Origin of the sequence: Sphaerochaeta sp. S2 (genome assembly GCF_016406725.1) — a bacterium.
Taxonomy (GTDB): domain Bacteria; phylum Spirochaetota; class Spirochaetia; order Sphaerochaetales; family Sphaerochaetaceae; genus Sphaerochaeta.
In genome coordinates this window covers 1-26,528 of the sequence record NZ_JAEKNT010000239.1, presented here as the reverse complement: position 1 = coordinate 26,528, position 26,528 = coordinate 1, and the positions used below count along the sequence as shown (strand labels likewise).

24 protein-coding genes are annotated in these 26,528 nt (G+C 48.7%); 15 read left to right on the top strand and 9 right to left on the bottom strand.

The genetic code is table 11. The annotated features are described in order from the left end of the window. Positions 1-18: 18 nt before the first annotated feature. The 8 genes from JF818_RS06885 to JF818_RS06850 all read left to right on the top strand — a co-directional run bounded on the left by JF818_RS06885 (position 19) and on the right by JF818_RS06850 (position 6,047). Positions 19-162 (top strand): hypothetical protein, encoded by a 144-nt coding sequence (locus JF818_RS06885; protein WP_233066606.1) that lies wholly within the window; start codon positions 19-21, stop codon positions 160-162. A 94-nt stretch (positions 163-256) separates the two neighbouring features. Continuing rightward, entirely contained in the window at positions 257-466 is a 210-nt protein-coding gene (gene rpsU, locus JF818_RS06880) for a 30S ribosomal protein S21 (protein WP_117329963.1), read from the top strand. A gap of 252 nt (positions 467-718) precedes the next feature. Further along, complete coding sequence (locus JF818_RS06875; protein WP_198891293.1) at positions 719-1,603, top strand: D-isomer specific 2-hydroxyacid dehydrogenase family protein; 885 nt, start codon at positions 719-721, stop codon at positions 1,601-1,603. Further along, positions 1,603-2,685, top strand: coding sequence for a 3-phosphoserine/phosphohydroxythreonine transaminase (gene serC, locus JF818_RS06870; RefSeq protein WP_198891292.1), 1,083 nt, complete (start codon positions 1,603-1,605; stop codon positions 2,683-2,685). The genes JF818_RS06875 and serC overlap by 1 nt, the downstream gene beginning before the upstream one ends. A 16-nt stretch (positions 2,686-2,701) precedes the next feature. Continuing rightward, positions 2,702-3,145, top strand: coding sequence for an Lrp/AsnC family transcriptional regulator (locus JF818_RS06865; protein ID WP_233066603.1), 444 nt, complete (start codon positions 2,702-2,704; stop codon positions 3,143-3,145). 183 nt (positions 3,146-3,328) lie between these two features. After that, the gene (locus JF818_RS06860; RefSeq protein WP_198891290.1) at positions 3,329-4,321 is read left to right on the top strand and encodes a dihydroorotate dehydrogenase-like protein; all 993 of its coding nucleotides are present in this window, start codon (positions 3,329-3,331) and stop codon (positions 4,319-4,321) included. A gap of 3 nt (positions 4,322-4,324) precedes the next feature. Further along, the gene (locus JF818_RS06855; RefSeq protein WP_198891289.1) at positions 4,325-5,461 is read left to right on the top strand and encodes a 1-acyl-sn-glycerol-3-phosphate acyltransferase; all 1,137 of its coding nucleotides are present in this window, start codon (positions 4,325-4,327) and stop codon (positions 5,459-5,461) included. Then, positions 5,403-6,047, top strand: coding sequence for a hypothetical protein (locus JF818_RS06850; RefSeq protein WP_198891288.1), 645 nt, complete (start codon positions 5,403-5,405; stop codon positions 6,045-6,047). The genes JF818_RS06855 and JF818_RS06850 overlap by 59 nt, the downstream gene beginning before the upstream one ends. Here the strand turns inward: JF818_RS06850 and mutL are convergent. From mutL to JF818_RS06825, 5 genes are all read right to left on the bottom strand, one after another. After that, positions 6,044-7,816, bottom strand: a complete 1,773-nt coding sequence (mutL, locus tag JF818_RS06845) for a DNA mismatch repair endonuclease MutL (protein WP_198891287.1) — start codon at positions 7,814-7,816, stop codon at positions 6,044-6,046. The two genes, JF818_RS06850 and mutL, sit on opposite strands and share 4 nt — an antisense overlap. 44 nt (positions 7,817-7,860) lie before the next feature. Further along, entirely contained in the window at positions 7,861-10,362 is a 2,502-nt protein-coding gene (locus JF818_RS06840) for a hypothetical protein (RefSeq protein WP_198891286.1), read from the bottom strand. Positions 10,363-10,381: 19 nt separating this feature from the next. Next, on the bottom strand, positions 10,382-11,887 hold the full coding sequence (locus JF818_RS06835; protein ID WP_233066590.1) for a hypothetical protein: 1,506 nt from the start codon (positions 11,885-11,887) through the stop codon (positions 10,382-10,384). 67 nt (positions 11,888-11,954) lie between these two features. Continuing rightward, positions 11,955-12,704 carry a tRNA 2-thiocytidine biosynthesis TtcA family protein gene (locus tag JF818_RS06830; protein ID WP_198891285.1) on the bottom strand — a complete coding sequence of 250 codons (750 nt, stop codon included), beginning with the start codon at positions 12,702-12,704 and terminating at the stop codon, positions 11,955-11,957. A gap of 4 nt (positions 12,705-12,708) precedes the next feature. Beyond that, positions 12,709-13,956: an HD domain-containing protein gene (locus JF818_RS06825; RefSeq protein WP_198891284.1), complete on the bottom strand. Its 1,248-nt coding sequence runs from the start codon at positions 13,954-13,956 to the stop codon at positions 12,709-12,711. A gap of 101 nt (positions 13,957-14,057) precedes the next feature. On the opposite strand from JF818_RS06825, the gene JF818_RS06820 reads away from it, so the two are divergent. Together JF818_RS06820 and pdxA are read left to right on the top strand one after the other, a co-directional pair. Next, positions 14,058-15,272 carry a four-carbon acid sugar kinase family protein gene (locus JF818_RS06820; protein ID WP_198891283.1) on the top strand — a complete coding sequence of 405 codons (1,215 nt, stop codon included), beginning with the start codon at positions 14,058-14,060 and terminating at the stop codon, positions 15,270-15,272. Between the two features lie 12 nt (positions 15,273-15,284). After that, positions 15,285-16,256 carry a 4-hydroxythreonine-4-phosphate dehydrogenase PdxA gene (gene pdxA / locus JF818_RS06815; RefSeq protein ID WP_198891282.1) on the top strand — a complete coding sequence of 324 codons (972 nt, stop codon included), beginning with the start codon at positions 15,285-15,287 and terminating at the stop codon, positions 16,254-16,256. 62 nt (positions 16,257-16,318) lie between these two features. On the opposite strand, the gene larA is transcribed toward pdxA, so the two are convergent. Both larA and JF818_RS06805 read right to left on the bottom strand, forming a co-directional pair. Next, a complete protein-coding gene (larA, locus tag JF818_RS06810) occupies positions 16,319-17,668 on the bottom strand; it encodes a nickel-dependent lactate racemase (RefSeq protein WP_198891281.1) in 1,350 nt (449 codons plus the stop codon). A gap of 78 nt (positions 17,669-17,746) precedes the next feature. Next, positions 17,747-18,778, bottom strand: a complete 1,032-nt coding sequence (locus JF818_RS06805) for a 2-keto-3-deoxygluconate permease (protein WP_198891280.1) — start codon at positions 18,776-18,778, stop codon at positions 17,747-17,749. 122 nt (positions 18,779-18,900) lie between these two features. Between JF818_RS06805 and JF818_RS06800 the strand changes: the two genes are divergently transcribed. After that, positions 18,901-19,341 carry a hypothetical protein gene (locus JF818_RS06800; RefSeq protein WP_198891279.1) on the top strand — a complete coding sequence of 147 codons (441 nt, stop codon included), beginning with the start codon at positions 18,901-18,903 and terminating at the stop codon, positions 19,339-19,341. Here the strand turns inward: JF818_RS06800 and JF818_RS06795 are convergent. Further along, a complete protein-coding gene (locus tag JF818_RS06795) occupies positions 19,333-19,683 on the bottom strand; it encodes a hypothetical protein (RefSeq protein ID WP_198891278.1) in 351 nt (116 codons plus the stop codon). The genes JF818_RS06800 and JF818_RS06795 overlap by 9 nt on opposite strands. 126 nt (positions 19,684-19,809) lie before the next feature. On the opposite strand from JF818_RS06795, the gene JF818_RS06790 reads away from it, so the two are divergent. Then, the gene (locus tag JF818_RS06790) at positions 19,810-20,568 is read left to right on the top strand and encodes an alpha/beta hydrolase family protein (RefSeq protein ID WP_198891277.1); all 759 of its coding nucleotides are present in this window, start codon (positions 19,810-19,812) and stop codon (positions 20,566-20,568) included. Here JF818_RS06790 and JF818_RS06785 read toward each other — a convergent pair whose 3' ends face one another. Further along, entirely contained in the window at positions 20,569-21,507 is a 939-nt protein-coding gene (locus JF818_RS06785) for a cation transporter (RefSeq protein WP_198891276.1), read from the bottom strand. Positions 21,508-21,772: 265 nt separating this feature from the next. On the opposite strand from JF818_RS06785, the gene JF818_RS06780 reads away from it, so the two are divergent. The 3 genes from JF818_RS06780 to JF818_RS06770 all read left to right on the top strand — a co-directional run. Then, positions 21,773-22,873: an efflux RND transporter periplasmic adaptor subunit gene (locus JF818_RS06780; RefSeq protein ID WP_198891275.1), complete on the top strand. Its 1,101-nt coding sequence runs from the start codon at positions 21,773-21,775 to the stop codon at positions 22,871-22,873. A 9-nt stretch (positions 22,874-22,882) separates the two neighbouring features. Further along, positions 22,883-25,957, top strand: a complete 3,075-nt coding sequence (locus JF818_RS06775) for an efflux RND transporter permease subunit (RefSeq protein WP_198891274.1) — start codon at positions 22,883-22,885, stop codon at positions 25,955-25,957. Further along, a partial coding sequence (locus tag JF818_RS06770) for a hypothetical protein (protein ID WP_198891273.1) occupies positions 25,957-26,528 on the top strand: 572 nt, incomplete at its 3' end. The genes JF818_RS06775 and JF818_RS06770, both read left to right, overlap by 1 nt.

Below are 26,528 nucleotides of genomic sequence, written 5' to 3'. Positions count from 1 at the left end.
GAGTATAAGTGGCCGGCGTTGTTCTGGCGTGCAGGAGATCGTGTAGGTAAGGATTTTGACAAGGGAGACCGAGTCAATGTGGCGTTCCGTTTGGGACGGAACTACTTCCGCAACCAGGAAAGCCTGCAACTGACCATCATGGACCTGAAGAGAGCGGAATAATCTCTTGGGCGTACTTGACATGCAGTGAGAATTTATTGCAATCTACAACACGTCAAGTTGAACCCAGTAATAGGGAAGGGGGGTGATTTTATATATGGCATTTGTAAAAGTAGATGACAATGAACCTCTTGAGAAGTCTATCAAGCGTTTTAAGCGCATGGTTGAGAAAGAGGGGATTATCCGCGAATGGAAAAAGCGGGAGTACTTTGAGAAGCCCTCCACCATCCTCAACAGGAAGAAGAAAGCGCTTGCCCGCAAGCAGATGAAGAAGGTGCGGAAACTGCACGGCTCAAAGAACTACTAAAACACCAAACCGTCGGCTCAGCCGGCGGTTTTGCTATAGTATTACCATCTTAAAAGAAACTCTGTATCAATTATAAAATTCCCTTAATTCTTCCTATTCAGAAAGATTTAAAGGGAATTTTTCTTTATCCGTCAAAATTTGTAAAATAAATTAGACAAAAAGGTGGTTTCTAGTGTACAATTCCCTCTGTAGAAGGTCACGGGGAGACGCAACCCTGAAAAACACGCTATTTATAGAGAGGAAATTACAACTATGCTAATTCTCATTTCTGACGCCTTTGATGATGTGCTGGCAGGAAAACTGACCGCCTTCGGAGAGGTCACCACAGACAAGAGTCGCCTTGGTGAGGCGAATGTTGTTCTGGTACGGAGCAAGACCAAATGTACCAAGGACTATATCGATCAGGCACCTAACCTGAAGGTAATCATCCGCGGAGGTGTTGGTATAGACAACATCGACAAGGCATATGCAGAGAGTAAAGGCATTGTGGTTCGCAATACCCCTAAATCATCAGCAATCGCAGTAGCCGAGCTGGCATTTGCTCTTATGCTCAGTACCCCGTGTAATCTGGTAACCTACCATAACGGGATGAAGAGTGGTCAGTGGCTCAAGAACGTGAAAAGAACTGAACTCTACGGGAAGACGCTCTGTCTCTTCGGTATTGGCAATATTGCTCGTAAAGTAGCTGAGCGTGCAAAAGCCTTCGGCATGAACGTGGTAGCGTACGATAAATATGTGAAGAGCAGTGATGCTGCCGATATGAAAGAGACTCCCGAGGAAGCGGTAAAGGATGCAGATTATATCTCCTTGCACCTTCCCCTTACTGATGAGACCCAGTGCATGGTAGGCAAAAAGCTGATTTCCCATTGTTCCAAGAAACCGGTCATCATCAACACAGGACGTGCTCGCTGTGTCCAGGAAGATGAAATGGTATCGATGCTTGAAGATGGATCGGTTAGCTGGTACTGCACTGATGTCTGGCCCACAGATCCTCCTGCCGAGGATTACCCCATTCTTAAGGCAGAGCGTGTAACGCTTACCCCGCATGTAGGGGCAAATAGTGTGGAGAATCTTGCACGTATCGGCGATGAAGCCTATGAAATTCTGGAAGGATTGAAGAAGGAAGGAGTAATCTGATGGAACGGAAGAAAAATTATTTTGCAGGTCCCTCGGTAATGCCGGTAGAGGTACTGGAGAAACTCAAGGAAGATATGGTCGACTTCAAGGGACAAGGATTGTCCATGATCGAGGCCAGTCACCGTGGCGGCATGTTCGAAGAGATGTATGACCAGTGTCTTGGTCTCTTCAGGGAGTTGCTGGGTATCAGCGATGAGTATGATGTCTATTTCCTTGGTGGTGGAGCAACCTTGCAGTTCACCATGATCCCAATGAACTTCTTGCGTCCTGGTACTGTTGCCGATTATATCCGAAGCGGTACCTGGTCCAACAAGGCTGCAGATGATGCCGAGAAACTGGGGAAGGTCAACTACTACTATGATGGAAAGGCGAACAACTACTCCAGCCTTCCCGATCCCAAGACTGTCAAGCCAAGCAAGGATTCCAGTTACCTCTATCTCTGTTCAAATGAAACAATCGGGGGTATTGAGTGGCAGGACTTCCCTGATACCGGCTCCGTTCCCTTGATCGGTGACATGTCCAGCGATATCTTCAGCCGTCCCATTCCCGTGGATAAGTTCTCCATGATCTATGGTGGGGTACAGAAGAATCTTGGACCTGCAGGTGCAACCTTCGTGATCATGAAGAAGTCCCTGCTTGAGAAGCAGAACTCCAATCTCACTGCATACATGGACTACAAGCTGCATAGCAAGAACAAGGGGTTGTACAATACTCCTCCTGTGTTCTCCATCTGGGCAGTGAAGCTGGTCCTTGAGTGGATCAAGGCAAATGGTGGAACCGAAGGTATGTTGAAGCGTGCCCAGGAGAAGAGCAGTATCATCTATGATACCATCGATAACTCTTCCTTCTTCCGTAGTCCTGTTGATGCTGCATATCGTTCCAGGATGAATATTGTTTTCCGCCTTCCCAGTGAGGAACTGGAAGCAAAGTTCATCGAGGAATCAAAGAAGGCAGATATGCTTGGTCTCAAGGGACACCGTTCAGTTGGTGGCCTGAGGGCAAGTATTTACAATGCACTTCCTGTTGAAGATGTTGAGGCACTTGCTCAGTTCATGAAGGAATTCGAAAGGAAAAACGGGTGATAGCATGAAAGTGAAAATGGATGAAACGAACAAAGCGATAATCCGACAGTTGCGTGATGGCAGAAAGCCTTTCAGTGCTATTGCTGAAGAGCTGAGCATCACGGAAAATACCGTTCGCGCCCGCGTCAATAAGCTGATTGAGGAGGGTGTGCTGGAGATTTCCGGGTTGGTGAATCCGGAAGTAATACCTGGGTTGCAGGTGGTCATGATGGGGGTGAAGCTGAAAACCCTTGACTTGGAGAGAAAAGCCAAAGAATTTTCCAGCCTCCGAGGGATCATCTCTGCTTCAGTTGTTACCGGTCGCTATGATCTGATCGTCCATTTGGTTCTGAGTGAGGAAGAGGGGTTGAGTCTCCTGGATTTCTTCAAGACAGAACTTGATAAGATTTCTGAGATTTCTGAGGTGGAAACCTTTGTGGTTTATCAATCACATAATCTGAGAATTCCTTATATCCTCTAGTTCCTGTATTGCATAACACGTGTAGGGTGCCTGAAAAGGCACCCTATACTGTATCTTGAACCTCTTCTGTGGTTGTTGATAAAAGCAGTTGCAGGTTGTAGAGAAACCCTTTCTTTCATGTTATACTACCTCATGCTGTGTCAATGACACGAATGATACTTACCAGTTGAGGAGAGAAATAGTATGGCAGACCTGTCTACATCATATCTTGGATTGAAATTGAAAAACCCCTTGATCGCAGGGAGTAGTCCCCTTACGGCATCATTGGATAACCTGAAACGTTGTGAGGATGCAGGATTATCTGCTGTGGTACTGAAATCCATCTTTGAAGAACAGATTGAATTGGACAGTGAGTCAGCTGTGGATGAATCAGATGCATATCTCACGCATGCTGATGCCTATGGATTCATGAAACATGCAAGCATGGAACAGCAAATCGATGCATACCTGACCTTGCTCGAGGATGCCAAACAAGCGTTGGATATTCCCGTTATTGCCAGTATTAACTGCAAGCAGAATGGTAGCTGGATTGAGTATGCAAAACGCTTTGTAGCCTGTGGTGCTGATGCAATTGAATTGAACCACTACGTGGTAGCTGCAGATGTTGAGGTGGAAGGGGCAACACTTGAGAAGGAGTATCTATCTCTCGTAAAGAGTGCCAGAAAACAGCTCAAGCTTCCCATCAGTCTGAAAATGGGTCCAGCTTTCTCCTCTCTGGCAAATATGCTCAGGCGATTTGACGAACTCTCCATTGATGGAGTGGTATTGTTCAATCGTTTCTATAGCCCTGATATTGATATCAACAAACTTGCTTTGGTTCCTGCGCAGATGATAAGCAGCAAGGATGAATATGCATTGAGTCTCCGTTGGACTGCACTGATGAGTGATGAAGTCCGTTATGATATCTGTGCTGCTACCGGTATTCACAGTGGAAGCACTGTGGTAAAGCAGTTGCTTGCCGGAGCGAAGGCCGTCCAGTTGTGCTCCGTTTTGCTAAAGCAAGGACTCTCTTCTGTAGCAAAGATTGAGAAGGAGCTCTCCGACTGGATGGATTCACACGCATACTCCAGTATCTCTGACTTCAATGGCAAGTTGGCCCAGGAGAGGATGACGGATCCTGCTAAATGGGAACGAGTTCAGTACATGAAGTCAATTCTGGAAGCTCAAAAGGGTTGAACCATGAATGTAGAACAATATAAAGACATAGCCCCCTATAGGGGGCCGGATGTTCGTGAAGCAATTGAACGTGTATTAAAGGATAAGGATGCACTACTGAGGATTCTCTCCTCGCTCGGACCTGTTGAAACAGAAGCAGAACGACAACAGGTGGAAGCCTACGCCAAATATATAGTATCACAACTGGAAACAGTGACGAGCTATGATGAGTTCCAGGAGCGTATAACCGCTGGGGTGTTCCTTCCTGCCATTATCGACAAGAGCGTCGATACATTCTCATTTGATGGGCTGCAGCAGATTGAGGATGACAAAGCGTACCTGTTCATGAGCAATCATCGGGATATCGTGCTTGATTGTGCCCTTATTGACCTTGCACTCTATAAAGGTGGAAAGATGTTCTGCGAGATGGCAATCGGGGATAATCTGCTGACCAATCAGTTTGTGACCGACCTGTTCAAGCTCAATGGTGGGGTGACCGTTAAACGTACACTTCCCATGCGGGAGAAGTACCTTGAATCGATCAGGCTGAGTGCATATTTTGTTGAGTTGATCACCGAGGAGAACAAATCCATCTGGGTTGCTCAGAAGAGTGGGCGGGCAAAGGATGGCATAGATGTAACCACACCTGCGATCATTAAAATGCTCCACCTCTCCCAAAAGAAAAAGGGAGTCACCTTCTCCCAGGCGGTAAACAGCTGTCGCATCGTTCCTGTTGCAGTAAGCTACGAGTATGATCCCTGCGATATGATCAAGGCAGGGGAGGAAGTTACACGTCTCGCGAAGGGCGAGCAAGCAAAGAAGCGCTATGAGGACCTGATTTCCATCTCCCACGGCCTGAAAGGGTACAAGGGGAATATCCATATTGCCTTTGGTACTCCGCTGGAAGGAGAGTGGGAGAATTCCGACCAGGTAGCCCAAGAGATTGACCGGCAGATTCATACCCTCTACAAGCTCTGGCCTACCAATCTGTTTGCCTATGACTACCTGCACAACAGCACACAGTTCCAGGACTCCTATCGGGATTTTGACAGCGAAGCTTTCCTCTACCGTTTCAAGGGTACTCGTGAGGAGGTACGGCAATTTGCGCTCAACACCTATGCGAATCCAGTTGCATCATACTTGGCTGCACAAGAAAAGTAGTGTTTTTCTGCTTCTTCTTTGTATCCTTCTTCTTGCTTCCTGCAGGAAGGAGGAGATTGTTGTAGTCAATCTGGAACATGAGAGGTCCCTGGTATTCGATCTTGAAACAGGATTGGGTAGTGAGCACTTGTCACTCTCTTTCGATCTCCTGGGAGAGGAGAGACCAGTGCAGGTGCGTCTTTCCTCATCAAACGAGGTCTCCAGCTGGATTGTCGATACCAGTGGGGAAAGGACCTCCCCAGATACAGCACGGTACCGGGTGGGGCCTCTTACCATGGGAGAAGGGATACCGTTTTCTCCTGGAGTATATGAAATCACGATCATCAATGAGGAGGGAATCATACGAAGCGAACAAATTGAACTACCTACTTCAATGATGGAAAAAATCCCAGAGCAAATACCTCACTACGATGAGGAATCAGGTAGATTGTCCTCGATCCCTGTACCCAGTCAACTCAACCGGTATGATGAGACAGGCAGGTTTCTCTCGACGCTTTCCCTGGATGAAGATTCTTATACCATGAGAGAAGAGGATTTCTCCTTGGCCCTCATCACCGACAACATAACTTACCTTGTGCAACGTTAGGTACGCTGCACAGCCTTCATCAACTCATCCTTGTGGAGCCTGATGACAAAGGTTCTGCCATGCGGACAGGTCGGCTCAGCGAGAGCAAACACCTTTTCAAGCAGCGAAATGGCCATCATGCGGTCGATTGAGTCCCCTGCCTTGATCGCTGCATGGCATGCAACAATGGCATAGAGTCCTTTCTCGACCTCTTCGCTCTCCCCACTCATCGTCTGGATGAAAGAGACCAACTGTTTTTCCACCGAACGGTAGATTGCTGGGATTGCATGGATCTCCCAGAGGAGGTCATCACTGCGGACCAACTTGATCCCCAAATTCAGGTATACATCCAGATTCCCCTGCAAGTAGTTGTCAACGTCACGTTCGACCTCAAAGGAGAGCGGAATCATCAGGGACTGTACTTCTTTCTTTGCACGTACCTCATCAAAGAGAATCCTCTCATGCGCTGCATGTTGGTCAACGAGGTAGAGATCATTCTCCTTCTCTGCAACCAGAAAAAGGTTGAAGGCCTGCCCGAGGTAGGTGAATTGCTTCTGTTCAGCCTGCATATCCCAGATATTCTCAGTCTCGGTAGCACGGGTTGCCTGCATTCCATCTGATTGGAGAATTTCCTTTGCTTTCTGGAACCACTCAGGGTCGATGGGCTTTCTTGCCTCTCCCTGGTATCTGCTGCTTCTCTCATGGCTGGATGCATCCACAGCCCTCTGATGGGTATAGGTTGCCTTGGGAGTGAGGAGGGGAGTCTGTTCGTCCTGTATCTCTTTTGCAACAATCCGCGGTATGGTGCGTCGGACCTGGCTGGAGATCATTCCCACTACCTGATGATGGATCTCGGCTTTGTTCCTGAGTTTCACCTCACGCTTGGTAGGATGGATATTGAAATCGACCAACGTAGGGTCCACATCAATAAAGAGATAACAGTAGGGAAAGGCTCCACCGTGCAGCATCTCTCCGTATCCATAGGTAACTGCCTGTACGAGGGCAAACTCCTCCACAGGCCTGTTGTTCACAAAGATCTTGATATGGGAACGATCACTTCTATAGAGTGCAGGAGAAGAGCAGACTGCATAGAGGTTGAAGCGACCTGCGCTGTCATAGAGCTCAATCATCTCGGAGGGAACGATATTCTGGCTGATAGCCAGGACATCCAGAACGCGTTGTTTTTTATTAGTGGCAGGAAGATCCACCCTGACCTTCCCATCAGTGATGAACCGAAAAGATCGATCGGGAAAGGCGAGAGCCTTCTCCTGAAGGACATAGCGGCACATGGTTGCTTCCGTTGAAGGTCTTTTCAGGAACTGACGCCTGGCAGGGAGTTCCTTGAACAAGCCCTCAACGCTTACCGTTGTTCCTTCTCTGGGTCCACCGGGTTGTACCTCACCTTTTATCCCATTATCCACAGTGATCTGATAAGCATCCTGTCCTTGGTAACTGCTGGCAATGGTGACAGTGGATACTGCGGCAATGCTATATAATGCTTCCCCGCGGAAACCCATGCTCTTGATATGATACAGATCTTCAAGTTCATGAACCTTGCTGGTGGCGTGGCTTTCACAGAGTAGGGGGAGGTCATCCTTTGCAATGCCCTCTCCATCATCGATCAACTTGATCGACTCAAGGCCCCCATCGGTGACACTGGCGACCAGTTGCTTGGCTCCTGCATCCAGTGCATTGTCGAGCAATTCACGAATGACAGAGGCTGGCCTATCAATAACCTCGCCTGCAGCAATACGCTGTGCTACAAGCGGATCGAGCTTTTGTATTCTCATAGCATGACTCTACCATAGAAGGGATAAAAGGGCAAAACCTCTCTCTAGAACTGTTTGTCAAGATTCAGTGAGACTCGTACGCTTACCGCTGGATTGGTGTAGCTTGTTACCTGGGCACGGTATTGGGCTTTCAGCAGGAGTGTGAATGGATCAAAGGCATACTGAAGAAAGAGGAAACTTGTGCTGTATGGCCCCCTCAGCAAGGAGAGAGCAGTCTCATTTCCTGCAAATACCTCAGAGACGTTGCTTATGATACCCAGCTGTGCAAACCCAAGACCGACCTGAAGCCGTTCTTTGGCATAGGATAATGAGAACTGGCTATAGTCTGCTTGATGGGCTGCGGAAACAGGAGAGGCAAGATTGGCGAAGGCAAAGCTTGAGCTGAACGGGAGGTTGAACAGCAGTCTTGCTTGCCAGACCTTTCCCTGTATTCGTACATCACCCAATACCTCAACTGCTGCTGAATAACTCGTGTCTAGGAATGAAGCAAACTCATTGGCGATAAGGGGGTGGTTCTCACCCTTGGTGAGGGAAACCAGTATCTTTGAGAAGAACTGATCCTTCTTCATCGAGAATCCTGTTCCGACTAGGTAGTTTGGAAATATGGTACCTACAGAGGTGTCTATGAATGAGTCGGTATCCAAGGTAGGGTAGGCAGGCAGGTATCCGCTTGCATGCAAGAGGAATTTGAATTCAGTGGTTCTTGAGTCAACCACGGGAAACCCAAGGCCAAGGAATGGATAGGTATTGATGCTCCAGGAAGGATTGTTGTCAACCACAGCAACGCCACCAAGTGCTACGGACATGCGATAGCCACTTTTTGGAGTAAAGCGGAGCAAGGATGAACCAAACTGACGGTCGTTGTTGGAAAGTGAACCAAGGTAGAGATCGTCGAACGTGGTTACCATGGTAACCGGCCCAAAGGTAAGTTGGTTCAATACCGCCAAATTTTGGTCAGATATCAGTGATGGTGCAAACAAACTGGTCAGTTCCGTGGTAATCGGGAATTTTCGATCCAACGTCAAATAGAAGGCACTGCTGCTGTAACCGATCCTCAACTTGTCAATGAATGAGAATGCATAGGACGCCATCTCCAGGCGGGAAGTGGGGACGGGATATGCCGTATTGGTGTATGAAGAGAAATCTTCAGTCTCAAGAAAGCCTTGCAACCTGATGCTGAACAGTCCTTTTTCGAAGTATGGTTTGAGAAAGAGTTGATGGTGCAAGGAATCTGCATTGCTTCCATCAAAGGTAAATTGATAACCGAACTCTACCCCGAAGGATCCTGTTACTCTCGCTTCCTCTGCAGAAAAGGCCAAGGTTGGCCTGGTTGTCTCTGATGGGTATGCAAGGGTAAGTTCCTCTTCATCGCTTGCTGTAGCTTCTTCCAACGCTGTTTCCAGTACTTCCTCTTCCATATCGGGCAAGGGGATAGTTTCAGTTACGGTATCTTCAATTTCCTCGACTGTCTCAACATCGACCACCTCTTCTACGAGCGGTATCTCAATGGTGACAGGCTCATCATCCTTGATCTCAGTTACTACCACAATTTCCTCTGCCTTCACCTCCGCTTGGATAGAAGAAGGAGAGGGAGGGACCTGAACGGTTTGAGATACACTGGAAAAGGTGGGAATCTCTGGTGTCATTGGGCGGATGGTGATCTTTATCCTGTCCTTGGGTGGGGCAAGGATGATATTGCTGAACTGGCTTACACGCTCTGGTATCTTGACCGGTTCCACTTCAACCTGGAGGCTTTGCAAGCGCTGGGGAATGAATTCAGAAGTTTCGGCAACAACAATACTGGAAGGCTTCTCCGCCAAAGCCGTGATCGATACCCCTTCCACAGGTGGAGGGGTGAGAGCGATTTTCTCCACGTTGGCCTTAGGTGCACGTGGAGTGGTGGGGGCAGTGGTCTTTTCGCTGAGTTCCTGGATGATCTGTTTTGCAAGCATCATGTCAGGATAGGTTGCATAGGTAAGATAGTATCCTGCCTCGATAAACTTCAGTCGAGCCATCTTCTCCTGCATGAACAGCTTCTCAAAAGTCTTTACTTCCCGTTTTGCACCAGTAAGTGCATTATAGGACTCAACCCTGCCGGTGAAGGTTGTGACACTCTCTTCTTCCTCTGTGGTGATGACCAACATCTCCCCATCCCCATGCAGGATAAAACGGGAAACTGGTGTAGTGACCGTGAGGTATCCATCTTCCATGTCGTATGTATTGAACGTAGCTTTACCACTGACCAGATAGAGATCAGGATTGTTGCCTACCAGGTCTCCGGTAACCAACAGAGAATCTTCGAACACATTGATGGTGCCCCTGGGGGTCACGAGCAGGATTGGTGTATCTGGATTATGGATGATCCAGCCTTCTGCAATGTTCTGTGCCTGTTCACTGGTGGCTTCGAGTCGGTTTCCTTGGCTGTCATACACATGCAGGGCAGCGATATCCCCATCACCGATGAAAACCTCATCCTCTGCAGAGAGGGCAGTACCGCTTGTAAGAATCAGCAGAAGCAGAACAATATATATCACCAATCGTTTCATAGAAACTCCCATCATGACATTACAGGATTGATATCTTTACCAGCGTGTCCAGCGAATACGTAGGTTCAGCATTTTCATCAAAGTGAGCGCGCAGTCCGATATCAAATGAATAAGGTTTTACCTTGATGACTGTTGTTGAGGAAAGCACCACATTGCGCAGTGTTTTCAAGCCCTCAAAGAAACCCTCTCCTGTACTGGTAGGATAAAGCTTTTCATATTGTAAGTCCAGTGAAACGATATACATAAAGGGTTTATCGATCCTTGCATTTGCAATAAAACTATAGTCATGGAAGTCATTATCTGTGAGATTGCTCTCCATGTGTGCACTCAGATAGAGACCCTGGCGGGTGAAATTCAATCCCAGTGTGCCATCGAAATGCAGTGTGCCAAGCTCAAGACGGAGTTTCTCGGTCTCGTCACTCTCTCGCGTCTCGAAATCTGAGGAGTAGTAATTGGTGTAATAGCTCCCGAACGTAGGAATGGTCAAACTGGTATTGAAGACAAAGAAGCTTCTCGTATGTCCCCAAAGCCCGTAGCGAAGCGCTGAGCCGAACTGTTTGTTCTGTACATCGGGAAGCTGAAGCAGGACATCGGTAAATACATGAAGATTCAGGAAATCGCGTTCATATACCGGGAGGGAAAAATCGAGGGAAATCATCTCCCTGCCGAAAGGTTCATCGTCCTCTCCCTGCCTTGGACTGCTTGCATGAGAGAGCCCTACCTCAAGATCTGAGAACAAGGAGAGCTGGGGATACTCGTACAATGGGCGTGCATAAATTCTCCATGCACGCAAGGTGGGTTCATACAAGTCATTGGTAACAAATTCAAAACCAGCATTGGGTATACCCAGCAGGTTTCCGTCCAGCATGATGTCAAGCCCGGGCTGACTCTCACGGTATCCCACACTATAGTCGAAATAGCTGTTCAGCAATGCACCATCACCCAAGGTGATCCCCATCAGCTTCCCGTAGCGGATATACAGGGAATCATAGCGCTGTCCCCACTGGATTGAGCGGATGAATGAACCATAGTGCTTTGCCACCCTGAGCGCATAATTCTCGAATATTTCATCTTCTTCCCTCTCAGGCATCTCCCAAGGGGAAAAATCGAGCATGAGGTCAAATGGGTCAAACGTTGCCTTTCCCTGGATTTTCAGGTCAAGTTGGAATGAAAGATTCCCGATGGAGAAGTCAGGTTTATAAGCAATGCTGAAGGAACCATCCGAGGAGGCCATACCTTCCAACAGACTGTCAGAGGTGCTTGGCAGGTAGGGGGTTTCAGTCAGTGTACCATCAGGGGAGGATTGATCTAGGTCCGGGGACGTGTCTGATTCAAGCGATCCTTCCGGATTGCTTGGACTCTCCCCAGATTGCTGTTGTGGGCTTGTCTCCTCAGATACCGTTGAGTTATCCGTTAGTTGCACTTGCTCGGAGGAAGAATCCATATCCTCAGCAGAAAGTGGCAGGAAGACGGTCAGCAGCACCAAAAAGAAGAGCAAGCAGGCACGATAATGCATTCTTTGCATCCCTCCTTCCTCACTACAATCATCACACAAACCCGTCATGGTTGTAAACAGGCTGAACGCGACCAAGTTACATTCTTGGCTCGTAGTGGTGTGCTTTGTAAATATGCTCCCTGCTGAGTTTGTCCAGATGCGACAACTCCTTTACGATCGGCTTGATGCGGGAACGGATGTTTGTCTGGTCATAGGGGCAGACGGGTTTAACCACAGGAAGGTCATACGCTTCTGCCAGTCTCCTGGTAACTGACTCGTGAATCTCGATCATAGGACGAATAACATTGATTTTACCATCGAAGAAGGGTTGTACCGGTTGCATCGTGGAAAAACGACCCCTGAGACAGAGGTTCATCAGGCTGGTTTCCACCAGGTCATCAAGATGGTGTCCCATGGCTACCAGATTCATGCCCTCTTCCTCACATCGGGTGAAAAGGATTCTTCTTCTGTTTCTGGAACAGAGATAGCAGTTGAACTCACCTTTGAAGGATTCTGGGAATTGATGCTCATCAACAATCTTGAAATCATACCCAAGGTCGGTAAAAAAAGTGGTAAGTAAGGAGCGATACTCTTCTGGAATCGGGTGTTCTATCCAGTTGATCATAAGAGCCTTGAGTTCATAGTTGATGGGAAGCCACTTTCTCCGGATGGAGAGAGCCAGGGCAAGGGCAAGACTATCCTTGCCTCCACTGGCGGAGAGCAAAACGGTATCATGCTCGCGAATCATCGAGTAGGTATTTATTGCCTTTCCGGTATGCTTGATAAAACGCATAACCCAGGGGGGGATGTTCCCCTCCAGGAGCGTTCTATAGGATAATTTTTCCATGTATTCAGAACTCCAATGCTCTTCCAAGTGCTTCTGAAGAGATAGTGTGTGGTGTGAAGATTCTGAATTTTCTCAGGCTTTTTGTAAAGACCCTACCAATATCATAGGAAAAGAGGTAATCAACCTCACCAAATGTACTGATGGAACCATTATCGTGGAGAATGGGCAGGTCCGCCTCAAAGCTGATCGGCTCTGGAATGTCTACGATAACCTCACTTGGGTCACATCCAAGCTTGTTCGCTATACGTTCCTCGAAGGAGAGACGTGAGAAGAGATCCTTGTTCTTTGTCTCCAACACGCCCTCTTCTTCATAGGGTTTCTCGAAGGCTACTGTATACAGCTGGTTGTCACGCACCAAGGAGAAGAGTTTGCTGTAGGTAAACTGTTTCAGCTGTGGGAGCGAAAAGAACTGTTCATCATCCAACCCATAGAGATCTTCTGCCTGCAGTGATCCATCAGACAAGGATGCCAGAACTGCTTTCTTGATCATAGCAGTCGCACTCCGGGTTGTGGTATGCCAATATACGTTTCGGTACATCAGGTACTTGCTGAACAGGAGGTGCTCCACCGATCCCAGTGCTTCCTCCTGCAAGGCCATCCTGCCCCCTGCAACAACCAGTCTGTCAACAATGTACGATACATCCTGGGTGCCATAGGGTACCCCACAGAAAAAGGCATCACGGTTCAAATAGTCGAGTTTGTCAGGGTCGAGTGTTCCCGAGAGAATGCTGCGATAGAGAAGGATCTCTTCATCTGTGGTCTCTTGGTGCTCATCTATGATTGATCCAACACGCTCTGGATCCAGCCCAGCCATCTCAATGGCTTTATGAAGGGCTGCATCCTCATGTATCATTGTACAGGCAATCGCTTCATGGCTGGTGAGTGGGAGTTCTTTCAGAGAGTGGGCGAATGGGAAATGCCCAATGTCATGCAGTAGGCATGCACAGAGAAAAGTAAGCGCTCCCTCTTCGGTGATCGGCAGTTCACGATTCTGGCCAAAGAGGCTTTGTAGAATTGAAAACCCGATATGATAGACGCCCAGGCTGTGGTCTAGGCGGGTATGCACAGCCCCTGGATAGAGGTGGAAGGTAGGGCCGAGTTGCTTGATCCTCCCAAGCTTTTGAACAGCTGGGGTCAATAGGATGGTCTTGAAGGCCCTGGAGAGCTTGATATCCTTCCATAAAGGGTCTCGAATTGTTGTTTCGCTTTGGCGGTAAAGAGACGCGAGCAGCTGTGTATTGCGGTATTGCATACCGTGAGTGTAAAGCAGTGATTGCCTTGATGTAAAGTACAAGATTATGGTAGAGCGAGGGACCATTCATCGGGTACACTGACAAAAAGGGAGGAATGTACATGCATCAATACCTGATTGTCGCTGATGATTTCACTGGGGCAAATGACAGTGGACTGCAACTAAGACGGAAGGGACTCTCTACCCATGTAACGATTGGGAAATACACCCGGAGTGAAAAAACCATCGAGGCACTTGTGTTGGATACAGAATCCCGGAACATAGATGAAAAGGAAGCCTCGGTTCTGGTTCGCTCAACCCTGGAAGGGGTGGATGCTGAATCATTTCCCATTGTCATGAAAAAGATCGATTCAACGCTTCGTGGAAATCTCTGTGCTGAGGTCATGGAGGTTGCAGCATTCTGTGCTGCAGAGCTTATCATCGTATCTCCTGCATTTCCTGATCAGGGAAGGACGGTAGAGGGTGGAAGATTATTCGTCCATGGAAAGCCACTGCTGGAGACAGAGCATGGAAAAGATCCCCGAAAGCCGGTAGAAGAAGACAATCTACTCACGCTCTTCTCCAAAGGGCAAAGTGTGTATGCCGTAGTTCTCCAAGAGGCGGGTGCTGCGTTCCCTGCTCTGGAGGGGAAGGCAATCCTGGTATGTGATGCCCGCACACAGGAAGACCTTTACAATCTAGTCAGGCTGGCAAGAAAACGAGAAGAGAAAGTCCTGTATGTGGGAAGTGCTGGGTTGGCTGATGCGCTCTGTAATGTGCAATATCCTTCCCGTGGAGTACTGGGCATGGTGGCAAGTCTCAGCGAGGTAACCCGCAATCAAGTAAGGTATGCCAAGGAACATGGAATCTTTACCGAAGTTGTTGAGGTTGAGTCTCTCCTTGGTGAGGTAGACCCTTATCCGATCATCAAGCGGGTCAAGGAAGCCATCTCCCAAAGCAAGCCTGCCCTTGTCGTGGTCTCCTCAGTCCTTGATGAGTCTGCATTCAGTCGCTCCTTGGAGGAAGGATCAAAACGTGGGCTCTCCTCTGATGCGGTTGCGGCAACAATCAGGGACTCCTTCAGCCTTATGGGAAAGGCCTTGGTAGAGCAGTGTGAGATTTCGGGTCTGTTCCTTACTGGTGGGGATACTGCTTTCGGTCTATTGGAGGTTCTGGGAATCCATGAAGTGGAAATAATCAGGGAAGTACAGGGAGGTATCCCCCTCCTTGAAGTACCCACTGGAGGGTATGCATCAATGAGAATTGTCACGAAGGCGGGTGCTTTCGGAAATGATCAAGCAATAGCGTATAGTTTGAGGGTCTTGCAAGAACGGTAGAAGGAGAACACGATGAAAGAAAAAAAGTTTGGAATTACACTTGGAGATCCCTGTGGCATTGGTCCTGAGATCACCCTCAAGGCATTGCATGCAAGGAAGGAGTACCAGAGGAGTGCTCTCCTGTTTGGGACCCGTTCGCTGTTGGAGTACTACAACTCTCTGCTTGGGTATGATATGAGGTTCAACTCAATCAAGAAGATGGATGACTGGGATGACTCGGCAATCAATGTATATGATCCACATCCGGTAGACATCTCCCAGATTGAAGTTGGGGTAGTAACCTCGCTGGGAGGTACCATCGCCTTTGAAAGTGTACGATCGGCAATCGAATTTGCCTTACGTAAGGATATCTCCTCAGTGGTTACCGCTCCGCTCAACAAGGAAGCGCTCCACCTCGCTGGTTTTCCCTATGCCGGTCATACCGAGATCTTTGGTGCGTTCACCAAAGGGGAGCGGTATGCAATGCTGCTGTACAGCGAGAAACTGAAGGTAATCCACGTCTCAACCCATGTTTCTTTACGGAATGCCTGTGACCTGTGCAAGAAAAAAAGGGTACTTGAAGTCATTCACCTGGCCCATGAGACACTTACAAAGATTGGTTATGACAATCCAAAAATTGCAGTCGCTGGATTGAATCCCCATGCAGGGGAGAATGGCATTTTTGGTGATGAGGAGATCAAGGAAATCATTCCAGCCATCCAAGAAGCAAAAGCTGAAGGTCTGGATGTCAGTGGTCCAATACCTCCTGATACGGTTTTCCTGAAAGCATTACAGGGTTCCTGGGATATCGTGGTTGCCATGTACCATGATCAAGGGCATATCCCCCTGAAGATGCTCAGCTTCGAGAACGGGGTGAATATTACCGTTGGTTTGGACGTCATCAGAACGTCTGTTGACCACGGTACCGCGTTTGATATCGCCGGAAAGCTGATTGCAAGTGAGAAAAGCCTGCTTGAGGCAATTGAGATCGGGGAAAGGCTCTAGAAACAAGGAAAGAGGAGGCAACGCCTCCTCTTTCTCTCACAATCCAACAACTGTTTCTATCTTTACTCCACATAGGGGATGGCATAAGGCCCATCGCTTAGATAGAGAACCTTGAGGTCCTTTCTTTGCTCTCTCTTCTCAATCTGCTCAATGACTTTCTTGATCACTTCGCTGTAGTCAGTGCTCTGAGCAAGTGAGGAAGCATCGATTCCTGGAAGGCCGCTGTTGTTCTCTCCTACAATCTGAGGAGCATAGTAATAGTAGTGGTCCAAGGGAATCTTCTCGAATACCGAAGCCCACTTCTGTACCTGCCACTGGTCTGGCATGAACGGCCAATCCTTGCTGTGAAGGAGGGTCACCAGTTCCTCTGCGCTGGTAAGCGCCAGGATACTGAGTACGGTCTTGTACATCACCGAACCAACGACATCTTTCTTGTCCGTGAAGTTGGAGATGCTGATCAGGTATCCATTCTTCTTCATTGCGCCGATTGCAGCAAAGGCTGCCTTCGCACTCTGGTAGTGGTTGATCCCGACAAACCCGCCATGGGTTATGACGATATCGGCCTCTTCCTTGATGGGTATCTTTGCATATCCCTTGACCATCTCAAAGGCTTCCTGATGGGCTGCCTCCAGGTCGCCGGCAAACACCCCAGTGATATTGAAGGCATGGTCCAGGGTGACATTGATGATGAAATCAACCCCAGCCATCTTAGCAAAAGCGAGGGACTCCTCATGCACTGGATTGCCATCGAGGAGCAAGTCGCAGCTGTTCTTATGGCCCATCAGGTCCGCACCGTGGAAGAGGAAGGTGCCATGTTCACTGATCAGACCAGGACATACAGACTTTCTACCCCCACTGACACCTGCCATGAAGTGGCTCTCCACCAATCCAGTGAGGATCTTCAGGTCAGCTTGTACATAGAGGCTGTTGATCTTTACTTCACTGCCACGATCAGTCTTTCCGAGGTAGGTGAGGTTGTCATCCTCCTTGCAATCGTGGTTGATGATGGCAATCCCATGCTCAAATACCCAAGGATCGATGATGCGTTCTATCTCGTCATCGGTCATCGGGCGGTGGGTTCCTGTAGCAATAAGTACCGTAAGATTCTCTTTCTTATAGCCGGTTTCAAGAAGTACCTCGAGCAAGGGTACCAAGATATTTCCCTCTCCTTTGTAGGGGACGGGACGGGTATTGTCAGAGATGACAATTACCGCCTTTGCCTGTGGGTTGGCATCAAGCTTGGCTTTGGCAATGCTCTGGAAGCTGTCAGATGCAATGGGATTGGCCAGTGCCTCAGATACCGCCTTTTTTGGGTCACTGAGTGCCTTTGGTGCCTTCATTGCATACACTGTGGTATGTTCAGGAAGTTCTAGTTTCTTTCCTTGGCAGTCTATTGGGTTATGTACCAGCATGGTTGACTCCTTTAGCAAAGAAAGACGAGCATTTGCCCGTCTTTCTTGATAATTGTATACAAAACGTGCACCCTCAGCTTATAACTGTTGGCCCTTTGCGTCAACCGCAGGTTCAGTGCTGGTTGTAGGATGCTCGTTGACAAGTCCCCGCTTCAAATCCCATCTGTAGAAGAAATCAACCAGGAAGGGGACCAGCAAGGCGGTAACAATGATAGATGCAGCTACCTGTACGGTTGCCTTGTCTGCAAATGGAGCCCAAGCTGGGTCTACCAATGCAATGGCAGCCGGGGTGGCAATTGAGTTACCGGCAGAGGTACCGACAGCAGCACCGACGGCAGCAGTTCTCCTTGACTTCTTGGGAACCAACCACTTGAAGATGAAGTAAGAAGGAACACCGGTGATGATAAGGGTCATGAGACCAAGGACGATACCGGGAAGACCGGCTTCGATGATCGTCTGAAGACTCAGTCCTGCACCGAGAGGGAAGGCGAAGGTGAAGATAGCAATAAACATACCGGGCTTGAGGAACTCCCTGATTCTCTCATCAAGGTTTCCAAGGATCATACCCACGATGATGGGAACGATAACTGCTACAAGACTCATGAGAGGAATGTTTGCAACTCCGGCAACACCCATGAAAGCCATTTCGAAGAAAGGTCCATCATTGGAGGAGATAACGGCGATTGCACCAACATCAGACTCATCACCATACTTTGAAGCAAGTGCTGTGTATAGTCCACCATTACTGTTGGACATGGCACTGATCATGGCGAGCGGTGTGACACCGAGGAATGCAGCTTCAGGACCAGCAAGTTTTGCGAAGATAACGCCGAAACTTACACCGAAGAGCACCTTGCTGAAATTGAGGACCACTCCTTTATAGAGTGACATACCAGCAGTTCTGAACTGAATCTGTGCTCCACTGCAGAAAAAGAGCAATGCAATCAAGGTAAGTGAACCTGACTTGAAGAAAGCCGTGGTAAAACTACCGATCTCCAATGCTGCAGGAAAGAACGTATTGGTCAATACACCGAGCACCAAAGGTACTACCATCAATCCACCAGGAATCTTGTTGATCGTCTCGAGAATTGGAACTTTTCCCATCTTCATGTTGTGAGTCTCCTTTTTTCTGATATACTATCAAACTTGTTACACCTTACCATAGATGTCCAAAAAGTCCAGAAAAAATGAAATCCTTTGACATTGCCAAAAAAATGCATCATATAGAAGGTATGAAAGAATGCTTTTCACTCCTGATCCTTGTATTGTTGTGCGTGGTTCCTCTTTCGGCTAATGAAACCTTGTCGTTTCCTGAGGCGTATGGAGCACAGCTGCCAAGCGATGCCTCGATCGGTCAGATTGTAAGGGGAGAGGAAGGTAGTGCTGAAGTAATTACCAGACAAGCATTGATGAACTCCTATGGGCCAGGATGGCTTGATGAGTATGTCAGTGAGGTGCTGAGAAAGGCATTCACCAATACCTATGACCAACAGTTGGTATCCTTGCTGCCTGCAAAGCAGGTGCAGGTAGGTAAGGCAGTGGTTCGCTCAGATCTCTATGAGGTGCCATTCTGTGTACATGAGCCGGAATACCGGTGGGGTACCATGGTCTGGACACGTAGTGAAGATGAAAGGTGGGTGTTGCTGGCGATCAAGATAGAACCGTCACTCTGAATCAGTTTCAAGGTCCTGCTTCCTGATTACCAGGATATAGGAATCGGAAGCCTCCACTGAGAAGGACTGGTACTGTGACTCCTTTGCGCGAAGGTACTGCATCAGAACCGCGGGATCCACATCCAGATCTTCTAGATTGATGACAATGGCTTTCTGTTGGGGTTTGATGGTAATCTGGACATCTTCCATTTCCGTCCCATCAAGGAGAGGCCCTTCCCAGTGTTCTTCATCAGGGTTTATGGCAGGGGTCTTGCTGTAGACACCACAACTGGATACCAATGCAATGGTACCCAAAAGCAAGCAGATGACTACAAACTGTACTAGGCTAGAGCGAAGCCTCATTGAACCCCTCCAAACAGACTCAGTGTATCCATAATGATAACAAAGGAGAAGGGGAAAGATTACAAAAGAAATCGAATGGAAACATTTCCTCAAATGGGGTAGAGTACCTCCCAAGAAGGAGCGTTTATGGCATTACTCGATATCTCCCTTTTTTCTGATACCCTCCAGCTGGATGTTTCCGCCACTGTAATCTATCCACAGCGATGTGACCGCTCACCTGATATTCCTGGTGGTCCGTATAAGGTGCTCTACCTGTTGCATGGGATAAAGCAGAATGAACAGAGCTATGTGCGAAATTCGGCAATTGAACGGTATGTGAGGAATCTTCCCCTGGTGGTTGTGATGCCATCGGTTGGAAGGAGTTTCTACACCGACCAGGAAAGAGGGTACCCCTATTTCACCTTCCTGAGTGAAGAACTTCCTCGGTTCCTCTCCTCTGTTTTCACCATCAGCACCAAACGCGAGGATACCTTTATCGCGGGACTGTCGATGGGAGGGTATGGGGCATTCAAGGCCGCGCTCACACGTCCGGACCTATACAGCAGGGCTGCAAGCATGAGCGGAGCCTTGGACCTTGTATCACTAGCCAATACACTCGGGGACTCAGTGAAGATTTTCCCGTATGAGTGGGAGAACACCTTTGGTTCCTATGAAGTAAAAGGCAGTGAACATGACCTTATGGCGTTATCTAGGAAGGAACTTTCTCCCAAGCCGTCATTCTATGTGACCTGTGGTGATGAGGATGCCCTGTTGCAGGATAACCTGCGATTTGTTGAGACACTGAAAGAGACCCATGATGTAATCTATGACCAGCACCCGGGAGGGCATACCTGGAAGTTCTGGGACAAGGCACTGAAGCGTGTGCTGAGGTGGCTGCCTCTCTGATCAGGCTTTCTGTCCTGCAATGGCAAATGGTGTCTGGTAGTCCACCCACCTGTCATCGAGTGTAAATACGATATCGGTGTCACAGAAGTTTGAATAGGTGTACATCGCCTTGATCATCTCCAGGCGGATTGCATCAAGCTGCTTCACCGGTCGCTCCTCAGAGAGGTATACATAGATGACTACCATCAGGGAACGTCCCCGCTTCAATGCATAGACCTCTGCTTTTCGGAAGGCATATTTTTTCACGAAGCGGTTGGTGATTTTCTCCAGTGTTGCCTGTACCGAGATTGTCGGTGCCGCCCCCAAGAGTTCCCTGCTGTAGACTACCAGGTCCTTGATAAGCACTGGACTGAGGAAAGCCAGGAAAAGCACGGTAAGTGCCGGGTCGATGTAGTTGCTCAGGAATGCAAAACGTGTTTGCTTGATCAGGCCAACCATTCCTATTGCAAGCACTGAGGCAAGGGAGAGAAGGGTGTCCAGCAACCATGCCTTGCTCTCCGAGCGGAGGGTCGGGCTGCTCAGTTTTTTGGCCTTGTTTGCAAGGGCAAGCCAAACAACAAAACAGACAACCAGGGAGAACACCGAGACAGGGAATGCAATAGAGAAAGTAATGGCATAACCACCTCGGGTCATGGCAATAGCTGCCATGGATCCAATGGTTACGACCATGGTAAGCAGCACGAGACTCCGCAAGACCAGGAAAAATGGTTCAAAGGCTCCATAGCCGAAGGGGAATCGGTCATCATCTTCCTTGAAAAGGAGGGTTACCACCCTTCCTGAGCCGATAATGAACATGCTCTGGATCAGGGAGTAGAGTCCATCGAGAAGCATTGAGTTTGAGTTGGCGACAATGGAGACCACTAAACCAAGTATGCCGAATCCAAGGCAAACGATGGTAGTCACCCGTAGTAACAGTAGTTCTTGTTTTTTATTGCTCATATAAAGTAATTGTTGCTATCAATCATGGCGTTCATTCGCCCGAGATCACCGTTTATGGTCCTACGTATAGGACAGATACTGAGTATCAAATCAGGTGATATGTTGATATGTATAGACATAAGTATACAGGAATCCATCATAAACCGCAAGCAATGTCCTGAATTCGAATTATGAAAAATATATTGTGCAAAACACTTGTCAGTTAAACAAGAAATAGACTATTATTTGAGACATATTCCTATAATCATTTTTAATGAGGTAGATCATGCGCAAGGCACAGAGAACTCTGGTATTTTCCCTGATCTCTCTTACTATTGTAGCGAGCTTGCTCTCTTGCAGCAAAACAGATCAAGAACAAGAAGTGAATGAACCATTGGAGGCAGTGAGTGCTGCAACCGATTATACCCAGATTGTCTCTTCCTCTGTTGCAATCGAAGAGCGTGCACTGCGGGATCGTGTCATCGGTAGTGGTACGGTACAGGGCCAGAGGGAAGTGAGTATCAAATCTCGGCTGAGTGGAGAGATTAAAGAGATATCAGTTGGCTTGGGAAGTACCCTGAAAGCGGGAGATACCCTGCTTACCATTGATGACACCATTGCCAAGCTTACCCTCAGCCAGTTGGAATCGCAATACCAGAATGCAGTGAAGCAACAGGCTGTGAATGAGAAGCTGTTTGCCAGCGGGGCAATCTCCCTCTCCCAGCTCAACCAAGGAAAATCCAGTTTGGATGGGCTTTCAGCCCAACTTGAACAGGCAAAGAACAATGTAGCCAACTCCAGGATAACGACACCAATATCAGGCAGCGTTGCTGAGATAACCAAGCTGGTGGAAGGGGACCTGTTGCAAGCTGGTTCCCAGATTGCCCGAATTGTGGATCTTGAGCACCTGAGGGTTACCCTCGCTATTGGTCAAGCTCAGCTCTTTCTTATCAAGGAAGGAGCCCCTGCAGAGATCACAATCCGCACCCCAATCGAAACCATTATTGCTGAGGGCGTGGTAAGTGCCATCAGTGCTTCTTCTGACAGCAGAACCGGTAGCTGGGTGGTCTATGTAGATTTTGAGAATCCAAGGCCAGATATACTGAAAGCAGGAATTACTGCGGATGTAACCATCTTCAACACCGATGCACCCTTGTATACCGTGGTACCCAACGGTGCAATGGTGAATAGGGGTGGGAAGCAGTACATCTTCGTGGTTGACGGTTCCTCTGCCAGTCTGCAGGAGGTGACCGTAGTTGACCAGTTTGGAGACCTTACCGCCATTGAAAGCAAGGATGCCTCTGTTTCCTTGATTGGAGAGCGTGTGCTTGTCAGCAGTCTCTCCCGCTTGATCGACGGTAGTGCCATAAGCACCCCGTTACAGTAGGAGGGCGGTATGGATAATCAGGACAAACAGTTCTCCATCGGTAGGTTCTCGGTAACCAAACCGGTATTGGTAAATATTCTCATGATCACGGTGCTTGCCCTGGGTGTGTTCAGCTTGCTCACCCTACCGCAGGAACAGTTTGCAGAGGTTCCTTTCTACTGGGTCAATGTCATTGTCCCCTATCCAGGGGTGAGTGCCCAGGATATGGAGTCCTCAGTCACCATTCCTGTGGAGAATGCATTTGCCGGGATGGATCGTCTCAAGCAGATCAGTTCAACCACCAGTGAGGGGTTGAGTGTGGTCCGGGTTGAGTTTGATGATGGCATAGACGATACACTCTTTCGCTCTCTTTACCAGGATGCACAGACACGGTTCAGCCAGGTCAATCTTCCTGAGGGGACATTGCAACCCATTCTGGATGATTTCTCTTCCTCTGACTTCCTGCCTGTCATAGAGGTAATTGTAAGCGGGAATATCTCCTACCAGGATATGCGTGAACAGGCCCAGGAGCTGCAGAACCGGTTTCTCACTATTCCAGATGTATCTGATGTGGAAATCGTTGGTCTGCCTGAAAGGCAAATCCAGGTTAAGCTGGACCCGACACTGCTCTCCTCTATGGGCTTGAGTGTCAATGAGGTGGTTCGTTCTCTCTCAGGGGAGAACCAGCGCCTGCCAAGTGGGAGCCTCTCAACGGAGAGTCGCCAATACCTGCTTCGAACCTTTGGTTCCGTGGAGGGGGTTAGGGATATTGAATCCGTTATTGTCAGACGTTCCAACCAGGGAGAGGGACTTGTCCGTCTCTCTGATGTTGCAAAGGTCATGGATGGGTTTGATGAGGAAGCACCCTTGAGCCGGTTCAATGGGGAGAGTGCTGTCAGTTTGAAGATTACCAAGGTCGTGAAAGGTGACTCGGTGGCAATCGTTGATGCGGTCAGGCAGATTGTGGATGAGACCCAACCTCGTGCAGGGGCAACCCTGACGCTGTTCAATGATTCCACAGTCCAGATTGCAAGCAGCCTCTCAGTACTCTCCACCAATGCCCTTATGGGTCTTTTGCTATTGGTCATCATTCTTTCCCTGTTCATTGGTTTCAGAAATGCATTCATAACGGCGCTCGGTATCCCGGTGACCTTTGCATTGACCTTCTTGGTGCTTGACCAGTTGGGGCAGACCGTAAACACCAACACCCTCTTTGGTTTGGTGCTGGTATTGGGTCTGATCGTCGACCACGGCATTGTAATCGTCGAGAACTCATACCGTCTCCAGCTCGCTGGTGTCCCTCGGCATGAGGCCGCGATCAAGGGGGTCAACCAGGTGGTATGGCCCATCATTGCAGCCACCGGAACCACCGTTGCTGCATTCCTTCCCCTTATGATTATTCCAGGGACCATCGGCAAGTTCCTCAGGGTCATTCCCCTGACTGTTACCATTGCCTTGATCGTAAGTACTTTTGAGGCCCTCTTCTTCCTCCCCAGCCACTACGCAGAGTGGGGACCGAGAAGAATCAAGCAGGAAAAAGTGGGTAAACAGCGCTTTGAGCATTTCATCAATGCCTACCAGCATGCCCTTGCCTGGGCTCTGGATAGAAAGGGGCGTCTAATCATACTCACTCTCCTGGTAACTGCCGCTATATTCTCCTTGGTGGGTGGCCTGCGTCAGGACCTGTTCAGTGCAGAGGATTACAGTTATTTCAATATTGAGATCACCACTCCCCAGGGATCTACCTTGCGTACTACCAACAATGTGGTCTCTGCCTATGAAAAGGTCCTCCTTGATAAGGTAGGTGGTGGGGAGATTCTCTCCATCAGTGCCAATATTGGAGGGAATGAAGGGGGTGCTGAGAGTACCACGCAGGCAACCATCACGGTTGACCTTGCAGAGATGGATGAAGGGAGAACCAGAAGCATTGAGACCATCATTGATGAAGTGAAGAGGGAGACCTACTACATCAGTGGGGCAGAGCAGGTGCTCTTCACCAAAGCCCAGACGGGTCCTCCAACCTCTGCAGATTTCAGTTTCCGTCTCTCCGGTGATGCATATGAACCTCTTATAGAGGCTGCCGGCGTATTGGGTAACACCCTCGCCTCGATTGATGGTGTGGAGAATGTCCAGAGCGATTTCATTGCAGGCAATCCCGCCCTCCGTATTGATGTTGACCAAGATCAGGCAACCCGGTTGGGAATCGGAGTTTCTACCATTGCCAGCTACCTTCGTGTACGTTTTGAAGGACAGAACGTTGGAACGTTGTTCCTAGAGAATGAAGAGATTGATATGGTCGTCCAGTTTGATAATGGAGGAACGGAGCGCTTTGAGGATCTCCAGCAGATACTCATCCCCACTGATGATGGAAGGCTCGTGCCACTGAGCAGTGTTGCAACCATCTCCTTGGAGAGTTCCATCGGTTCCATCAGGCGTGTGGAAGGAAAGCGAGAGATTACCGTTACCGCGGATGCACTCACAGGGGTTGACCAGAATCTGGTCAATGACCAGATTGTGCAACTCTGGGATACTGATCTACGCAATCGATACCCCTCTGTTGATCTGGTCGTTGGTGGAGAATTCAGTGATTTTTCCAACCTCCTGATCGATATTCTCCGTATCTTTGTACTCGGGATATTCCTGATGTACTTGATCCTTGGTACTCAGTTCAACAGCTACAGCCAACCATTCCTAATTCTGCTCAGCGTTCCTTTTGCCTTTATTGGGGTGGTGCTCTTCCTCTTCGTCTCAGGTACCCCGCTTTCAACAACAGTAATCTACTCCGCGGTTGCCTTGGCTGGAATCGCGGTAAATGATGCCATCGTTTTGATCAGTTTCATCAATGAGCTGCGCTCGGAAGGGAAATCTGTGGCTGAGGCGATTGTAGAGGCTGCAGGGACTCGTATACGACCAATCCTCCTAACCAGTCTTACTACTATTGCAGGACTGCTTCCCACAGCAATCGGGATCGGGGGATATTCCGTTGTATGGTCACCAATGGCCTCCACCATTATGGTCGGCTTGATCTTCTCCACGTTGAGCGCGCTATTTGTACTACCCTTGCTCTACGCTTCATTCTACAAAGACACCCGGAGGAATGCTTAATGAAACGATACCTACCAATTATGATACTCTTACTGTTTGCGCTTTCATCCCTTGCTGCGTCCTCCTATCCTGATCTTACTCCTGTGGATTTGGCAGGGGAGTCTGCACTCCCCTTGGAGCCTGAAGCGATTGATGTATTTCTTGATGCTTGGAGAAATGAGGCACAACCGACCACCTCCAGTTTGCTGGAGCAGTTGGAGACAAAGCTGAAAGAGAATGATTGGCAGTTGCAGCAGCTCTCTGATGTGGTTGGCATCCAGGAAGCACAACTGGAATTCTCCCTCTCCCAAGGCAAGCCCACTTGGGGAGTGAGTGCAACTCCCTATACCTACAATGATATGACCGTGCAGACTGGAGCTTCTCCTCCTGCTCCTTCTGTTGTAAGAACCAAGAGCCACTCCTTCCAGGTAGGGGGAACCCTCACTGATACCCTCTCTACAGGGGCGACCTTGCAGCTTTCAGCTAACCAGAAAAGCTCGTACAGCATGACCAGTATGAAAGATGCCTGGACACAGACGCCATCGGTCTCACTTTCTCTGCGTCAGCCACTTTGGATCGGGGAGGGATTGGT

Coding starts and splice junctions, on each gene's coding strand:
- rpsU (WP_117329963.1), top strand. CDS start 257: ATGGCATTTGTAAAAGTAGATGACAATGAACCTCTTGAGAAGTCTATC.
- JF818_RS06875 (WP_198891293.1), top strand. CDS start 719: ATGCTAATTCTCATTTCTGACGCCTTTGATGATGTGCTGGCAGGAAAA.
- serC (WP_198891292.1), top strand. CDS start 1,603: ATGGAACGGAAGAAAAATTATTTTGCAGGTCCCTCGGTAATGCCGGTA.
- JF818_RS06865 (WP_233066603.1), top strand. CDS start 2,702: ATGGATGAAACGAACAAAGCGATAATCCGACAGTTGCGTGATGGCAGA.
- JF818_RS06860 (WP_198891290.1), top strand. CDS start 3,329: ATGGCAGACCTGTCTACATCATATCTTGGATTGAAATTGAAAAACCCC.
- JF818_RS06855 (WP_198891289.1), top strand. CDS start 4,325: ATGAATGTAGAACAATATAAAGACATAGCCCCCTATAGGGGGCCGGAT.
- mutL (WP_198891287.1), bottom strand. CDS start 7,816: ATGAGAATACAAAAGCTCGATCCGCTTGTAGCACAGCGTATTGCTGCA.
- JF818_RS06840 (WP_198891286.1), bottom strand. CDS start 10,362: ATGAAACGATTGGTGATATATATTGTTCTGCTTCTGCTGATTCTTACA.
- JF818_RS06835 (WP_233066590.1), bottom strand. CDS start 11,887: ATGCAAAGAATGCATTATCGTGCCTGCTTGCTCTTCTTTTTGGTGCTG.
- JF818_RS06830 (WP_198891285.1), bottom strand. CDS start 12,704: ATGGAAAAATTATCCTATAGAACGCTCCTGGAGGGGAACATCCCCCCC.
- JF818_RS06825 (WP_198891284.1), bottom strand. CDS start 13,956: ATGCAATACCGCAATACACAGCTGCTCGCGTCTCTTTACCGCCAAAGC.
- JF818_RS06820 (WP_198891283.1), top strand. CDS start 14,058: ATGCATCAATACCTGATTGTCGCTGATGATTTCACTGGGGCAAATGAC.
- pdxA (WP_198891282.1), top strand. CDS start 15,285: ATGAAAGAAAAAAAGTTTGGAATTACACTTGGAGATCCCTGTGGCATT.
- larA (WP_198891281.1), bottom strand. CDS start 17,668: ATGCTGGTACATAACCCAATAGACTGCCAAGGAAAGAAACTAGAACTT.
- JF818_RS06805 (WP_198891280.1), bottom strand. CDS start 18,778: ATGAAGATGGGAAAAGTTCCAATTCTCGAGACGATCAACAAGATTCCT.
- JF818_RS06800 (WP_198891279.1), top strand. CDS start 18,901: ATGAAAGAATGCTTTTCACTCCTGATCCTTGTATTGTTGTGCGTGGTT.
- JF818_RS06795 (WP_198891278.1), bottom strand. CDS start 19,683: ATGAGGCTTCGCTCTAGCCTAGTACAGTTTGTAGTCATCTGCTTGCTT.
- JF818_RS06790 (WP_198891277.1), top strand. CDS start 19,810: ATGGCATTACTCGATATCTCCCTTTTTTCTGATACCCTCCAGCTGGAT.
- JF818_RS06785 (WP_198891276.1), bottom strand. CDS start 21,507: ATGAGCAATAAAAAACAAGAACTACTGTTACTACGGGTGACTACCATC.
- JF818_RS06780 (WP_198891275.1), top strand. CDS start 21,773: ATGCGCAAGGCACAGAGAACTCTGGTATTTTCCCTGATCTCTCTTACT.
- JF818_RS06775 (WP_198891274.1), top strand. CDS start 22,883: ATGGATAATCAGGACAAACAGTTCTCCATCGGTAGGTTCTCGGTAACC.